General features: G+C 74.4%; 14 protein-coding genes. 2 read left to right on the top strand and 12 right to left on the bottom strand.

Annotated features, from left to right (window positions below; all coding sequences use genetic code 11):
• Nucleotides 1-105: 105 nt before the first annotated feature.
• Nucleotides 106-1125, top strand: a complete 1020-nt coding sequence (locus AC27IY_RS23090; protein WP_487179136.1) for a helix-turn-helix domain-containing protein — start codon at nucleotides 106-108, stop codon at nucleotides 1123-1125.
• A 13-nt stretch (nucleotides 1126-1138) separates the two neighbouring features.
• Here AC27IY_RS23090 and AC27IY_RS23095 read toward each other — a convergent pair whose 3' ends face one another.
• Genes AC27IY_RS23095 through AC27IY_RS23120 form a run of 6 tightly spaced genes read right to left on the bottom strand, consistent with a single transcriptional unit; the run spans nucleotide 1139 to nucleotide 7328 of the window.
• Complete coding sequence (locus AC27IY_RS23095; protein ID WP_364451047.1) at nucleotides 1139-1897, bottom strand: SDR family NAD(P)-dependent oxidoreductase; 759 nt, start codon at nucleotides 1895-1897, stop codon at nucleotides 1139-1141.
• A gap of 25 nt (nucleotides 1898-1922) precedes the next feature.
• Complete coding sequence (locus AC27IY_RS23100; protein WP_487179137.1) at nucleotides 1923-4199, bottom strand: tetratricopeptide repeat protein; 2277 nt, start codon at nucleotides 4197-4199, stop codon at nucleotides 1923-1925.
• Between the two features lie 19 nt (nucleotides 4200-4218).
• Nucleotides 4219-4974 carry an SCO6745 family protein gene (locus AC27IY_RS23105; RefSeq protein ID WP_487179138.1) on the bottom strand — a complete coding sequence of 252 codons (756 nt, stop codon included), beginning with the start codon at nucleotides 4972-4974 and terminating at the stop codon, nucleotides 4219-4221.
• Between the two features lie 49 nt (nucleotides 4975-5023).
• Nucleotides 5024-5836, bottom strand: a complete 813-nt coding sequence (dapF, locus tag AC27IY_RS23110) for a diaminopimelate epimerase (protein WP_344204947.1) — start codon at nucleotides 5834-5836, stop codon at nucleotides 5024-5026.
• Between the two features lie 9 nt (nucleotides 5837-5845).
• Nucleotides 5846-6751 (bottom strand): tRNA (adenosine(37)-N6)-dimethylallyltransferase MiaA, encoded by a 906-nt coding sequence (miaA, locus tag AC27IY_RS23115; RefSeq protein ID WP_487179139.1) that lies wholly within the window; start codon nucleotides 6749-6751, stop codon nucleotides 5846-5848.
• A 40-nt stretch (nucleotides 6752-6791) separates the two neighbouring features.
• The gene (locus AC27IY_RS23120) at nucleotides 6792-7328 is read right to left on the bottom strand and encodes a methylated-DNA--[protein]-cysteine S-methyltransferase (protein WP_449943081.1); all 537 of its coding nucleotides are present in this window, start codon (nucleotides 7326-7328) and stop codon (nucleotides 6792-6794) included.
• Here AC27IY_RS23120 and AC27IY_RS23125 point away from each other — a divergent pair.
• The gene (locus AC27IY_RS23125) at nucleotides 7327-8241 is read left to right on the top strand and encodes a ribonuclease Z (protein ID WP_344204942.1); all 915 of its coding nucleotides are present in this window, start codon (nucleotides 7327-7329) and stop codon (nucleotides 8239-8241) included. The genes AC27IY_RS23120 and AC27IY_RS23125 overlap by 2 nt on opposite strands.
• Here the strand turns inward: AC27IY_RS23125 and AC27IY_RS23130 are convergent.
• The 6 genes from AC27IY_RS23130 to AC27IY_RS23155 all read right to left on the bottom strand — a co-directional run bounded on the left by AC27IY_RS23130 (nucleotide 8217) and on the right by AC27IY_RS23155 (nucleotide 13584).
• Nucleotides 8217-8867, bottom strand: a complete 651-nt coding sequence (locus AC27IY_RS23130) for a class III extradiol ring-cleavage dioxygenase family protein (RefSeq protein ID WP_487179140.1) — start codon at nucleotides 8865-8867, stop codon at nucleotides 8217-8219. The genes AC27IY_RS23125 and AC27IY_RS23130 overlap by 25 nt on opposite strands.
• 49 nt (nucleotides 8868-8916) lie before the next feature.
• Entirely contained in the window at nucleotides 8917-9663 is a 747-nt protein-coding gene (locus AC27IY_RS23135; protein ID WP_487179141.1) for an isocitrate lyase/PEP mutase family protein, read from the bottom strand.
• Nucleotides 9664-9767: 104 nt separating this feature from the next.
• On the bottom strand, nucleotides 9768-10349 hold the full coding sequence (locus AC27IY_RS23140) for a hypothetical protein (RefSeq protein ID WP_423473614.1): 582 nt from the start codon (nucleotides 10347-10349) through the stop codon (nucleotides 9768-9770).
• 942 nt (nucleotides 10350-11291) lie between these two features.
• Complete coding sequence (locus tag AC27IY_RS23145; protein ID WP_487179142.1) at nucleotides 11292-11636, bottom strand: PepSY domain-containing protein; 345 nt, start codon at nucleotides 11634-11636, stop codon at nucleotides 11292-11294.
• Between the two features lie 35 nt (nucleotides 11637-11671).
• Complete coding sequence (locus AC27IY_RS23150; RefSeq protein WP_423473611.1) at nucleotides 11672-12910, bottom strand: sensor histidine kinase; 1239 nt, start codon at nucleotides 12908-12910, stop codon at nucleotides 11672-11674.
• Nucleotides 12907-13584, bottom strand: a complete 678-nt coding sequence (locus tag AC27IY_RS23155; RefSeq protein WP_344204923.1) for a response regulator transcription factor — start codon at nucleotides 13582-13584, stop codon at nucleotides 12907-12909. The genes AC27IY_RS23150 and AC27IY_RS23155 overlap by 4 nt, the downstream gene beginning before the upstream one ends.
• Nucleotides 13585-13609 lie beyond the last annotated feature (25 nt).

A 13609-nucleotide genomic window follows, 5' to 3' on the forward strand; every position in this document is an offset into this window, starting at 1 on the left:
GCAACACGCACCGGACTACGCAACGACCATAGATGGCCGCCCGCCCCTCGAACAAGACCTCCGTCCGCCTGTGGACCGCCGGAGCCGGCCCGCCGTACGCTCGTGATGGATCATGGCCTGTTCAGAGAGGTCGGCATGGCGCAGCGGCGCTTACTGGAAGGGCTGGGGGTCACCGTCGCCGAGGAGACGGCCTACCGGGCCCTGCTCCGGCACGGCCCCGCGACCCTCGGCGAGCTGGCCGCCGAGACCGGCTCCTCGGCCGCCGCCGTCCGCCGCGTGCTGCCCCGCCTCGAGGACCTCGGGCTCACCTCCCGCGTCGCCGGCCGGCCGCTCCGGCTCGTCGCCACCCCGCCGGACATCGCCGTCGACATCCTCGTCGCCCGCCGCCAGGAGGAGCTGACCCACAGCCGCGCCGCCGCCGAGCTGCTGGCCACCGAGGCCGCCGGGCGCGGCGGGCCGCAGCCGGAGGAGGTGCTGGAGGTGGTGACCGGGCGCGACGCCGTCGCCCGCCGCTACCTCCAGCTCGAACGCGACGCCACCCGGGAGCTGCTGGTGCTGGTGCATCCGCCGTACGCGGTGGACATCGGCGACGGCCGCCGGCCCTCCCGCCGCGCCGCCCTCAGGGGAGCGCCCGTCGTCCGCGGCATCTACAGCCCGCTCGCCTTCGAGCAGCCCGGCATGCTCGCCCACATCCGCCGCGCCGTCGCCGGTGGCGAGAAGGCCAGGCTCGGCGAGGTGCCGGTCAAGCTGGCCGTCGCCGACGCCCGCACCGCCATCCTGCCGCTGGCCTCGGACGAGGACCTGGCCGTCGAGAGCGCGCTCGTCGTGCACCCGTCAGCGCTGCTGGACGCCCTGGTCGGGCTCTTCGAGACGTTGTGGCGGGCGGCCGTGCCGCTGCGCCTGTCCGAGGACCGCCTCCAGCCCGACGGCCGGCCCAGGGCTCCCGACGCCGAGGTGCTCGCCCTGCTCGCCGGCGGCATGAAGGACGACGCCATCGCCCGCCAGCTCGGCCTCAGCCCGCGCACGGTGCAACGCCGCATCCAGGTGCTCTGCGAACGCCTCGGCGCCCGCACCCGCTTCCACGCCGGCGTCCTCGCCGCCCAACACGACCTGCTCAACGAATGAACGAGCAGCACGCCTACGTGAGCAGGAAGCCGCCGTCCACCGGGAGGACGACGCCGGTGACGTAGGAGGACGCCTCGCTCGCCAGGAACACGGCGGCCGCCACCAGCTCGGCGGGGTCGCCCGGCCGCCGCATGACCACCCGCGCGTCCACCATCTGCTCCAGGTAGCCGGGCCGGTATTGGTCGGTCATCTCGGAGGCGAAGAACCCCGGCTCCAGGCAGTTGACCCGGATGCCGCGCCGCCCCGTCCACTGCTGCGCGAGGTCGCGGGTCAGCCCGGCGAGCGCCGCCTTGGAGGCGGTGTAGGCGGCCTGCGGCAGCCCGGCGGTGCTCTCGGCCAGCACGCTGCCGATGTTGACGATCGACGAGCCCGGCCGCATCACCCGCGCGCACGCCTGCGCCATCCAGTAGGCGCCCATCAGGTTGACCTCGACCACCTGGCGGAACTCGGCGGGCGTCTCCTTCAGCGCGGGGACGGCGGTGCCGAGCCCGGCGTTGTTGACTAACACGTCGACCCCGCCGAGACCCTCGACCGCGGCGGCGGCGAGCGCCTCGCAGTCCTCGGGCTTCGCCACGTCGGCGGGCACGACCAGGCACCGGCGGCCGGTCTCCTCGACCAGCCGCCGCGTCTTCTCCAGGCGGTCGGCGCGCCGGGCGCCGATCACGACGTCGGCGCCCGCCTCGGCCAGGCCGCGGGCGAAGGCCACCCCGAGCCCGGACGAGGCTCCGGTGACGATCGCCACCTTCCCGTCCAGACGGAACCGCTCCAGCACCCGCGCCGCCCTTCTCCGTTTTCGCCTACAGGCCGTATTCCTTGACGATGCGCTCGTGCCGGCCGACCTCGACGTCGATCTCGCGGGCGAGGTCGAGCCAGGCCAGCGGGTGCACCCACCGCTCGGTGGCGTCGTCGAGCAGGGCGTCGACCTCCTGCGGGCTGACGTCCGGCGGCACCGCGACCCAGCCGAACACGCCCGGCAGCGGCTCGCCCGAGGTGGGGTGGGTGACCTTGTAGTTCTCGTCGCTGTAGACCCACATCGGCCAGCCCCGCTCGGCCATGACCTCGGTGAACTCGGCCCAGTCGGACTCGCTCGGCGCGGCGCCGTCGAAGAAGTAGCTGGTGTAGCCGCCGGGGCGCAGGATGCGTACGGCCGCGAACGGCGGCACGAAGTTCTGCTGCTCCTGCGGGTCGTCGGGCACCGGCTCCAGCAGCTGCGGGTCGAAGACGACCAGGTCGCCGGCGTTGTAGTCCATGCCGCGCGGCTGCGGCAGGGCCAGCCGGGCGGTGGCGGGGCCGGTGCGGATGGACAGCACCTGGCGCTGGCCGCCGTCGGGCGCGGGGAGGATGACCCGGATGAGGCCCATCTCCTCCTCGATCGGGCCCTCCTTGGACTTGACCGGCATGCCGATCTTGGCGGCGCCCTTGCGGACGATGTCCCAGTCCTCGGCGGAGGTGGCCATGACGATCATGCGCCAGACGTCCTCGTCGGCCAGCTCGTCGAGGACCTCCACCAGCACCTGGGCGGCCCTGGCGTTCTGGTCGAGCTGCTGGGCGGCGCCGGACAGCAGGCGGCGGGCGTCGATGCCGGCCCCGGCCGCGACGGCGTGCTCGGCGGCGTCGAGCGCCTCCGGCCAGCGCTCGCGGGCGCTGTGCAGGCGGGCGAGCGCGACCTGCTGCGCGGCGTGCGGCAGCAGCGCGGCCATCTGCTCCAGCCGCTCGTCCTGGCGGGCCTCGATGAGCAGGGTGGTGAGGTAGGCGACGTCGTCGGCGTCGGCCTCGCCGATCTTTCCGGTGTCGACGAGGGTCTTCCAGTAGATGTCGGCGCCGGCCGCGGGGTAGCCGAGGAAGCCCAGCGTGGTGGTGTGGCGGCGGGTCGCCTCGATGTCGTCGCCGGACAGCGGCGCCAGCCAGCCCACCCACTTCTCGGGGTCGGCGTTGAAGCCGTCGGCCGCGTCGAACAGGCCCACCCGCTCCTCCAGCGTGCCGGGGGCCTCGTGCTCGGCGGTGGCGTCGGCGGCGGCCCGCAGCGCGGCGATGCGCTCGGCGAGGTCGTCGCTCGCGCGCAGCTCGGCGGTGCCGGACTCGGCGACGTCGGCCAGCAGCCTGGCCTGCCAGACGCCCTTGCGGCCGACGGCGAGGTCGCCGGCGATCAGCGCGAGCTCGACCCGGGCGCGGTAGCCGCCCATCATGCCGAAGTAGTCGATCCACTGGCGCAGCACCCGGCCGAGCTGCCAGGTGTTGGTGATCTGCGCGGAGCCGGCCATCAGGGCGACCGCGCGCGACCACTCGACGAACACGCGCGGGTGCTCGCCGACCACGTCGAGGTCGGGCAGCGCGTCGACGGCCTCGGCGACCCGGCCGAGCGTGGCGAGGATCAGCGCCCGGCGCACGCCGTCGCGGTGCTCCTTGGCCACCGGGTCGTCGGGCTGGTGGCCGGAGGCGGCCTGCAGGGCGTCGAGCGCGGCCTCGGCGCGGCCCGCGGCCAGCAGCGCGCGGGCGTGCTCGGCGCCGAGCTCCCAGCTCGGCGCGCGGCCGGCGGTGCGCAGCCGCTCGGTGGCGGACTCGGCGTAGCTGACGGCCTCGTCCGCCTTGCCGGCGTCGATCAGCGCGGCGACGTATTGGGTGACGAGGCCGGTGAAGGCGGGCCGCTCGGGGCTCAGGGCCTCCAGGTGGGCGCCCAGCGTCTCCAGGCGCTCGGTGGCGTAGCCGGGGCCGTCGGTGTTGGCCAGGGCGATGGCGAGGGCCTCGACCGCCGCCGGGGCGGACGGGCACTCGCGCACGTCTTCGCGCTGGGCGAACGCCAGCAGCTGCCGCGCGTCGTCGAGCGCGACCGCGCCCTGGGCGCGGTCGCCGATGCGGCCGACGAGGTGCCAGTAGCGGGCGTAGAACTCCAGCCAGGGCAGCTCAAGGGTCTCGGCCTGCTGCGCGATGGCGGGGGCCATGACGTCGAGCTGCGGGTATCGGCCCTCATAGGCCTGTGCGGGAAGGTCTCCCAGCGCCATGGCGAGGCCAACGTTGCCCGCCTCGGAAAGCTGCTGCTGGGTGTCGCCGACCCAGGCCCAGATGTCCACGTCCATGGGCAGTCAGTCTGCCAGGTCAACGAGCGTGCCCAAAACGCAGAAGGCCGATCAGCTCGTCCGATTCGCTGGCGCCGAGCACGGAGAAGACCGGCGCCATGAGATCGTCGGTGCGCTCCTCGGCCTCGGCCCGGCGGGCCATGAGCTCAGGAGTCGGCTCGGGGTAGGGCTCCGGCCAGGAGAAGAACTGGGCGATCCGGGTGCCGGTGGCCTGTCCGAACGGGGTCGTGTCGTGCTCGGCGGCGAGCGTGGCCTCCAGCGGGTGCAGCCCGGCGGCGAGCACGACGTTGGCGTGCAGGCCGCCGCGCAGTTCACGTACGCAGTGCATGAGCTGGACGGCGCGGGCCGGCGGGTCGTCGGCGAGCGGCACCGCCCGCCAGCCGGCGAACAGCGGCGCGCCCACGGACGACGCCGCGGCGACCACCGGCTCCAGCAGCTCGGCGATCCTGGCGCAGCCCTCGTATCCGCCCAGCTTGCGCCGGCCCCAGGCGCGGCACACCTCGGCGTAGACCTCGACGGCGCGGTCGGCGGCGAGCTTGCGGCCGCCGTTCCAGCTCTCCTCGACGTGCTCGCGCGGGAAGAAGACGGCGACGGAGTGGACCACGTCGGCGTCGCACTCGCCGAGCACGCCGCAGCGGCCGCGGAAGTAGAGCTCGCGGGGGCCGAGGCCGTGCTCCTCGCAGGCGGCTTTGGCCTCCCGGGAGACCATGAAGCCGCCGCCGAGCTGCCCGATGGGCGCTTTCACCTGGACTGCGGTCGTGCGCGGGTCTGCCATGCCCCACCTCTCGGTTCGGGAATAAGACCCAGCATGCCTCAGCAGAATATCATTCTGCAAGCATGAGCTCGCCGCTGGCCACGATCACCGCCGGCCCGGACAGGTAGCTCGTCTCCTCTTCGAGGATGACGGTGAGCGTGCCGCCGAGCACCTCCACCGTCCACGTGCCGGTGGTGTCGCCCGACAGGGCCGCCGCCGCGACCGCCGTCGCCACCGCGCCCGTGCCGCACGCGCGGGTCTCTCCCGAGCCGCGCTCGAAGACGCGCATCACCGCGCGGCTGACGCCCACTGGGTTGAACAGCTCGATGTTGACGCCGCTCGGGAAGACGCCGGTGTCGAAGCCGGGCTGGTGCGTGAGGTCGAGCTGGGCGACCGGATCGCCGATGGGGCAGGCCAGGTGCGGGTTGCCCATGTCGATCCGCATGCCGGGATAGTCGATGCCGCCCACGTGGGCCGTGCTCTCGCCGAGCACGTTCGGCTTGCCCATGTCGACCGTGACGTCGCCGTTCGGCTCCAGGTGGACCTGGCGCAGGCCGCCCCGCGTGGCGACGGCGAACCCGGAGGAGTCGGCGAGTCCCGCGTCGATGAGGTAGCGGGCGAAGACGCGCACGCCGTTGCCGCACATCTCGGCCATGCTGCCGTCGGCGTTGCGGTAGTCCATGAACCACTCCGCGGCGGACGCCTGCCCGGCCACCTCGTGGCTCCGCTTGGTGCGCACCACCCGGAGCACGCCGTCGGCCCCGAGTCCCGCCCTCCTGTCGCAGATCCTGGCGACGAGCGCGGCCGTCACGTCCAGCTCGCCGTCGTGATCGGGCAGGATGACGAAGTCGTTCTCGGTGCCGTGACCCTTCAGGAAGCGCATATTGCAAGTTTAGGGTGCGGGGTGTCCGGGGAGCTCGGCGAGGGAGCGCTCGACAAGATCAGGGGCGTCGTACGGCAGCCACCGCACCCGCGGATCGCGCCTGAACCACGACTCCTGGCGGCGGGCGAAACGCCTGGTCGCCCGCACCGTCTCGGCCCGGGCCTGCTCCTCGCTCCACTCGCCGTTCAGGAAACGGATCACCTGCGCGTAGCCGAGCGCGCGGCCGGCCGTACGGCCCTCGGCCAGGCCCTGACCGAGCAGCGCGCGCACCTCCTCCACCAGGCCCGCCGCCCACATCCGGTCCACCCGGAGCTCGATCCGCTCGTCCAGCTCGGGGCGCGGCACGTCCAGGCCGATCTGGACGCTCGGGTAGAGGGCGTCGTACGACGGCATCGTGGCCGAGAACGGCCGGCCCGAGTGCTCGATCACCTCCAGCGCCCGCACGATGCGGCGGCCGTTGCCGGGCAGGATCGCCGCGGCGGCGGCCGGGTCGAGGCCGCGCAGCCGCTCGTACAGCGGGGCCGGGCCGCGCTCGGCCAGCTCGGCCTCCAGCCGGGCCCGGATCTCGGGGTCGGTGCCGGGGAACTCCAGGTCGTCGAGCGCCGCCCGGACGTAGAGGCCGCTGCCGCCGACCAGCACCGGCGTCGCGACCTTGTCGAACACCTCACGCGCCAGCCGTTGGTACTCGGCCACGCTCGCGGTGACCGTGACGTCCCAGATGTCCAGCAGGTGGTGCGGCACGCCGCGCATCTCGGCGGGCGTCAGCTTCGCGGTGCCGATGTCCATGCCCCGGTAGAGCTGCATGGAGTCGGCGTTGACGCACTCGCCCCCGAGGCGGAGGGCGAGCTCCACGGCGAGGTCGGACTTCCCGGCCGCGGTGGGGCCGACGACGGCGATGACAGGCTGCTGGCGCACACGCACCAGTCTGTCGGAGGCCGGGGGGTGTCCGAGCCGCTCAGAGATCCAGCAGGGTCGGCTGCAGGTAGCCCTCGTGGGTGAGCAGCCACCGCTTGGTCTCCACGCCCACGCCGCCGCTGAACCCGCCGAGCCCGGTGCCCGCGATCACCCGGTGGCAGGGCACGATGATCGGGATCGGGTTGGAGCCCATGATGGAGCCGATGCCCCGGGCGGGCACGCTCGTGCCGCTGAGCTTCGCCAGCTCGCCGTAGGTGACGGCGGACCCGTACGGCACCGCGTGCAGCGCCTGGAGCACCCGCAGCCGCGACCCCGCCATCAGCCGCCAGTCGATCGGCGTGCGGAAGGCGCGCAGCTCCCCGGCGAAATACGCGTCGAGCTCGGCGACGGCCGAGGCCGTACGATCCGCATCATGCACCTCGACCAGCCCGAGCCGCTCCGCCAGGCCCGCGCCGGAGCCCCAGCCCGACGCCACGAGTCCCGTCTCCGTGACGGCCAGCGTGAACGCGCCCACCGGCGTCGGCACCTCGGCCAGCGCCACCGTGCCCGCCGCGCCGGTCTCAGTGATGGTCATCATGTCCTCTCGTGAGCTCGTGGTGCTCGGCACCTCCAGCGCCGTTCCCACCCGACACCGTAACCACAACGGCTACCTTCTGCGCTGGGACGGTCAGGGTTTCCTCTTCGACCCCGGCGAGGGCACGCAGCGGCAGATGGTGCACGCCGGGGCGCGCGCGAACGACGTGCACTGGCTCTGCGTCACGCACTTCCACGGCGACCACTGCCTCGGCGTCCCCGGCGTCGTGCAGCGCATCGCCCGCGACCGGGTGCGGCATCCGGTGCGGGCGGTGTTCCCGGCCTCCGGGACGACGTACTGGCGGCGGCTGCGGCACGCCGCCGCCTTCGCCGACACCGACGTGATCTCCGAGCATCCCGTCTCCGGCCCGCTGGCCGCGATCGGGCCGCTGACCGCGCGCCGCCTGTCCCACCCCGTGGAGTCGTACGGCTACCGCGTCCAGGAGCCGCCCGGCCGCCGCATGCTGCCCGCCAGGCTCGCCGCCCACGGCATCCGCGGCCCCGAGGTCGGCGAGCTGCAGCGCAAGGGCTCCGTACGCGGCGTCACGCTGGAGGAGTGCAGCGAGCCCCGGCCGGGGCAGGCCGTCGCCTTCGTCATGGACACCCGGCTCTGCGACACCGTCTTCGAGCTGGCCAACGGGGCCGACCTGCTGGTCATCGAGGCCACGTTCCTGTCGGGGGAGAGCGCGCTCGCCAAGGAGTACGGGCACCTGACGGCGTACGAGGCGGGCCTCGTGGCGGCCGACGCGGGCGTGCGGCGGCTGGTGCTCACGCACTTCTCCGAACGGTACGGCTTCGACGACGAGCCCGCGTTCGTCGCCGAGGTGCGGCGCAGCTACGACGGGGAGGTCGTGCTGGCCCGCGACCTCATGAAGGTGCCGGTGCCGCGGCGTCAGTCCCACAGCGCGGCGAAGTAGCCGACGCCGTAGGGGGCGTCGCGCTCCAGCAGCCTGCCGCGCGGCGTGGCGCCGGTGGCGGCCCCGGCGAGCACCTGGAGGGCGGCGCGGCCGGTGGCCCACAACCGGTCGGCCTCCGCTGGGTCGAGTGCGGCGAGCGCGGCCGGGTCGGCGGCGTCGAGCGCCCGCGCCACCCGGTCGTCGAACGGGCCGGCGGCCTCGTCGTACCTGCCGGGCGCCTTCGGCGTCAGGCAGGCCGAGCCGTCGGCGAGCACCAGCAGCCCCACCCGTTCGCCGGACGCGGCCAGCTTCTCGCCGAGCGCCAGGCACTCGGCCGGCGCGGCGTCGAAGCCCACGGCCTGGCAGGCGTGGGGCACGTGCCCGTCGAGGAGGCAGCGGCCCACGGTCAGCGACAGCGGCAGGACGGGCTCGCCCGTGCCCGCGCCGGCGTCCAGGCCCCAGGGGCGCAGGCTGCCCGCCGCGCCGCCCGCGTACGCCTCGGTTTCCGCGGCCCCGCCCACCACGATCAGCACGTCGGGACGGGCGGCGAGCACGCCTTGGACGGCGGCGTCGCAGGCGGCGCGGAGCCGGGGCATCCCGGTCACGATCAGCGGGGTTTGCGGGCAGACGGCCGCGGCGGCAAGCACGAGCGCAAGCGTACGCGGCCCGTCACCGCCCGCCGCTCGCGAGGGCCGCTCAGAAGGGGCTGCCGCCCGCCTTGACCTTGGCCAGCAGCGCCACGGTGTGGGCGTGGGCGAGCCGGTGCAGGCCGGCCCCGAAGCTGACGCGCGCCACGCCCAGCTCGGCCAGCCGCGCGAGGCTCGGCGCGCCCGGCCGGAACAGCACGTTCACGGGCCGGCCGCCGAGCGCGGTCACCAGGGCGCGGATCTCGTCCTCGTCGGCGAGCGTGATGGGGTAGACGCAGTCGGCCCCCGCCTCCAGGTAGCGCTCCGCCCGCGCGAGCGCCTGCTCCCGTGAGGTCGAGCCGTGCAGGTAGGTGTCCACGCGGGCGTTGATCACCAGTGCCTGGCCCGCCGCCGCCCGCACCTCTGCCAGGAAGTCCGCCTGCTCGCCCGGCTCGATCAGCTCGCCGGTGCGCGGGTCGCTGTCCTCCAGGTTGCAGCCGGCCGCGCCGGCCGCCAGGAGGCGTTCGGCCAGCTCGGCGGGCTTGAGACCGTAGCCGCGCTCGACGTCGGCGGTGACCGGCACGTCCACCGCGCGGGCGATGCGGGCCACGGCGGACATCATCTCGTCCACCGGGACGCGCTCGCCGTCCTCGTGGCCGAGGACCCGGGCGACGGCGGCGCTGCCGGTCGCCACGGCGGGGAAGCCGGCCTCCTGGACGGCGCGCGCGGAGGCGGCGTCCCAGACGTTGGGCAGGATCACGGGCGTTCCGGGCACATGCAGCCCACGGAGGACACCGGCGTCGTCGATCGTCGTCATGCCCCTGACCCTAGGCGCGAGGTGGCCTGTCTCGAAGGTCCAATGATGGCCATAACCTCCGGACCACTTCGCCCCTGCCGCCTTCCGGCGTCAGCGGAGGCGGTTCAGCAGCCGCTGGTGGCGCACTGGCCGGAGACCAGGCCCCCGGGCCCGTCGGCCGGACTGTCGGCCTCGGAGGACTGCGGGGCCTTGGTGGGCGAGGTGGTGGCCTTCTTGCCGTCGCCGGTCTGCTTCGCGCCGGCGCCGCTGGCGGAGTCGCGGCTCGTGGAGGTGCCCGTGCCGGTCGAACCCGTGTCGGCCGCGCGGCCCGGGTCGGTGGCGGCGTCGCCCATGCTGCCGTCGTCGGGCAGGCCGTCGTCGGGGGCGTCGGTGCGGGCGTCGCCCATGGTGGCGTCGTCGGCGGCGTCGTCCTGAAGGTCGTCCTGGAGGTCGTCCTGGGCGCTGTCGTCGCCGCCGGTGCCCTGTGACGGCCCGGCCTCCTGCTGGGTGCCGGGGGTGGAGTCGCCGGAGGCCACCACGTAGCCCGCGCCGCCCGCCGCGATCAGCGCGACGAGCACTCCGGCCGCGATGGCGGCGGTCTTCTTGGTCTTCTTCTGGCGGGCGGCGCCGCGATTGTTCTTCGCCGGGCGTGAATCGCCCGGTCCGGTCAGGATCTCGTGGTGATCCGGTGCGGTCGGATCTTGCATGAGGGTGCAGCTCCTCGCGGTCGTATCGGGGAAAGCTCGCCGGCTTCCGCGGGTGATGGACCACACTAGCCGCATCGACGGAATGCTCGCACACCAATCACAAAGGAATCACGACTTGTCCCCCCTTAGATCCATTTCTGCTGGTAGCCGGGGTCGCCTCGGGTCGGTCGCCGGAGCGGCCGGAGTCCTCGCCACCGCGGTTGTCGGCATATTCCTGGCATTCAGCGGCGCACCTGGTCCGGCCCTCCGAAGTACGCCGGAAAACCAAGGGGAAACGCCGATTTCCGCAAGATCGCATTCATCGGACAGCACGCCGCGCGTCACTCGTATGACATTGATCGCATCTCCACCGGATGACGATGGAACGCTCCAATTCGCGGTGAGAACGCCGGTTCCGGCTCCCTGGGTGCGTGCCGTGCCCTCCCCGGGAGCGCCGGCGGACACCCCGCCCTTCCCGGACCTCGCGTCAGTGCGGTCCGTCCCGGGCGCGCGGCCTTCACCGGGAGCGCTGCCCGCCCCTTCCGCGCTCCGGCCGGCGGAGCCGGGGCCACCGGCGGCGCCCAGGCGGCCGACGGAGCCCAGACCGCCGGCAGAGCCCAGACCGCCGGCAGAGCCCAGACCGCCGGCAGAGCCGCGCCCGCGTGGCGCCGAGCCTGCCCGGCCGCCGGGCCCCGAGCCCGCCGCCCCGCCGCCGGGCCCCCGCCGTACGGGCTCTCCCACGCCGCAGCCTCCCCCGGAGGCCCCGCGCGAGGAGCCGCGCCCCGCGCATCCCGGGACCCCGATCGACCCCTGCGCGACCTTCCACGACTTCCGCCGCGACCCCTGCTATGCCTACCTGAACCGCCTCACGCGCTGACCCCTCCGGACACGGGACCGCCCGCCGCCCCCGTGAGCGGGGGAGGCGGGCGGGACGTTCCATAAGGGGATCTCAGCCGGGCAGGGTCAGTCGTCGTCGCGGTCGCCGCCGTTGTCGTCACCGTTGCCGTCGTCGTCCTTGTCGGCCGCCTTGGGGGCGTGCGCGGTCACCTTGCCGCTGGCGGCGTCCACGTCGACCTCGTGCACCTGGTCGCCCTTGACGAGCTCCAGCTCCCACTTGCCCGAGTCGTCGTGGTCCACCTCGCTCACCCAGGCGCCCTGGACCTGCTGGTGGGCCAGCTCGATGGCCTTCTCGGCGGTGATCTTGGGGGCGGTGGGCGCGGCGGTCGCGGCGTAGGCGGCGGCTCCGCCACCCGCCAGCAGCGTGACGGCCCCGGCACCGATGACGATGAACTTCTTCGTGTTTCGCATGACCCAAGGACATCGCGAACGCCGATAACCGCGCGCTAAGCGGCTCCTAAAACCACCTCAACACGCGCCCCGCCCCCGGACGGCGAGGAGACGGCCAGCCGGCCGCCGGACGACTCGGCCGTACGCCGGACGATGTCCAGCCCCAGCCCGGTCGAGCCGCCGCCGCTGATGCCGCGCTCCAGCAGCGCGGGGTCGAACCCCGGCCCGGCGTCCTCCACGGTCAGCAGCGCGCCGTCCGGGTGCCCGGCCAGCCGTACCGACAGCGCGGCGCCCTCGGGCGTGTGCGCGAAGACGTTGCCCAGCAGCGCGTCCACGCACGCCGCCAGCTCCTGGGCCCGTACGGCGACGCTCAGCGGCTCGCCGGGCAGCGTCACCTCGACCTCGCGCCCCTGGTCCTCGGCCAGCACCGACCAGAACCGCACCCGTTCGCGCACCACGGCGCCCGCCTCGCACGACTCCCGGTCGGCCGTGCGGTTGCGCGCCTCGGTGATGAGCGCGCTCACCGCCCGTTCCAGCGCGTCCACCCGGGCCTGGAGCCGCGCCGCCTCCTCGGGGTCGCGCAGCGACTCGACGTCGAGCCGGAGGCCGGTCAGCGGCGTACGCAGCCGGTGCGACAGGTCCGCGACCGACTCCCGCTCGGCGACCAGCAGCTCGTCGATCCGCCCTGCCAGGTGGTTGAGCGCCAGCGCCACCGAGCGCACCTCGGGCGGCCCGCCCGGCTCGGCCCGCGCGGCGAGGTCACCGCCGGCCAGCCGGTGCGAGACGCGGGCGAGGCCGTCCACCGGCCGGGTCACGGCCTGCGCCAGCCGGTCGGCCAGCACGATCCCGAGCACCACCAGCCCCAGCCCCAGCGCGAGCAGCGCGGCCCACGCCTCGCGCACGCCCCGCATGAGCTCGGACTCCGGCACGAACACCCTGATCACCGCCGTGCCCTCGGGCGACTGGGCGGAGACCAGCACCTCCCTGCCGTCGTCGGCCTCGGCGGTCACGCTGCGCCCGGTGGCGGCCAGCCGCACCGCGGCCGAGCGCTCGGCCCGCGCGCCGAGGGTGGTGCCGTCCGGCAGGAACACCGTCACCGGCCGCGCCACCTGCTCCACCGCGAGCGGCAGGTCCGGCGTGCCGACGGCGACCGCCACGGACCCGGCCGTGGTGAGCGCCCGGTCCATGGCGCCGTTCTCGGCCACGGACCTGATGAGCACCGCCATCGGCACCAGCAGCGCGATCAGCACCAGCGACGTGGTGGCCGCCACCAGCAGCGCCAGCCAGCGCCTCATGCCGGCTCGACCAGCTTGACGCCGACCCCGCGCACGGTGTGCAGGTAGCGGGGCTCGGCCGCGGTCTCGCCGAGCTTCCTGCGCAGCCAGGACAGGTGCACGTCCACGGTCTTGTCGGCGCCCCCGTACGGGAGCTGCCACACCTCGGTCAGCAGCTCCCGCTTGGTCACCACCTCGCCGGGCCGCGCCGCCAGGTAGTGCAGCACGTCGAACTCGCGCGGCGTCAGGTCGAGCTGCGTGCCGTCCAGCGTCGCGGTACGCGCCCGCGGATCCACCCGCAGCTCCCCAACCGCCAGCGGCTCGGGCGCCGACCCGCCCGCCCGCCGCAGCACCGCACGTACCCGGGCGTCGAGCTGCGCCGCGCTGTACGGCTTGACCACGTAGTCGTCGGCCCCCGCGTCCAGCACGGGCACCATCTCGGCGTCCCCGTCGCGGGCGGTCGCCACGATGACCGGCACCCGGCTGACCGCCCGGAGCATCCGCAGCAGCTCCACCCCGTCCAGGTCGGGCAGCCCCAGGTCGAGCACGATGAGGTCGGGCCGGTCCTGCACGGCCAGTTTGAGCCCGTCGAGGGCGGTCGGCGAGGAGGACACCGCGTGCCCCAGCTCCCGCAGCCCCCGGCTGAGCGCCGTGCGGATCGCCACGTCGTCCTCGATGAGCAGAATGTCGGCCATAGCACGAACGTAGCCGCTCACTGAC

This window comes from Nonomuraea sp. B208 (assembly GCF_057536035.1).

Excerpts from the sequence above, each read along its gene's own strand:
- AC27IY_RS23090 (WP_487179136.1), top strand. The coding sequence starts at position 106 with ATGGATCATGGCCTGTTCAGAGAGGTCGGCATGGCGCAGCGGCGCTTA.
- AC27IY_RS23100 (WP_487179137.1), bottom strand. The coding sequence starts at position 4,199 with ATGGACGTGGACATCTGGGCCTGGGTCGGCGACACCCAGCAGCAGCTT.
- AC27IY_RS23105 (WP_487179138.1), bottom strand. The coding sequence starts at position 4,974 with ATGGCAGACCCGCGCACGACCGCAGTCCAGGTGAAAGCGCCCATCGGG.
- dapF (WP_344204947.1), bottom strand. The coding sequence starts at position 5,836 with ATGCGCTTCCTGAAGGGTCACGGCACCGAGAACGACTTCGTCATCCTG.
- AC27IY_RS23125 (WP_344204942.1), top strand. The coding sequence starts at position 7,327 with ATGTCCTCTCGTGAGCTCGTGGTGCTCGGCACCTCCAGCGCCGTTCCC.
- AC27IY_RS23120 (WP_449943081.1), bottom strand. The coding sequence starts at position 7,328 with ATGATGACCATCACTGAGACCGGCGCGGCGGGCACGGTGGCGCTGGCC.
- AC27IY_RS23135 (WP_487179141.1), bottom strand. The coding sequence starts at position 9,663 with ATGACGACGATCGACGACGCCGGTGTCCTCCGTGGGCTGCATGTGCCC.
- AC27IY_RS23140 (WP_423473614.1), bottom strand. The coding sequence starts at position 10,349 with ATGCAAGATCCGACCGCACCGGATCACCACGAGATCCTGACCGGACCG.
- AC27IY_RS23145 (WP_487179142.1), bottom strand. The coding sequence starts at position 11,636 with ATGCGAAACACGAAGAAGTTCATCGTCATCGGTGCCGGGGCCGTCACG.
- AC27IY_RS23150 (WP_423473611.1), bottom strand. The coding sequence starts at position 12,910 with ATGAGGCGCTGGCTGGCGCTGCTGGTGGCGGCCACCACGTCGCTGGTG.
- AC27IY_RS23155 (WP_344204923.1), bottom strand. The coding sequence starts at position 13,584 with ATGGCCGACATTCTGCTCATCGAGGACGACGTGGCGATCCGCACGGCG.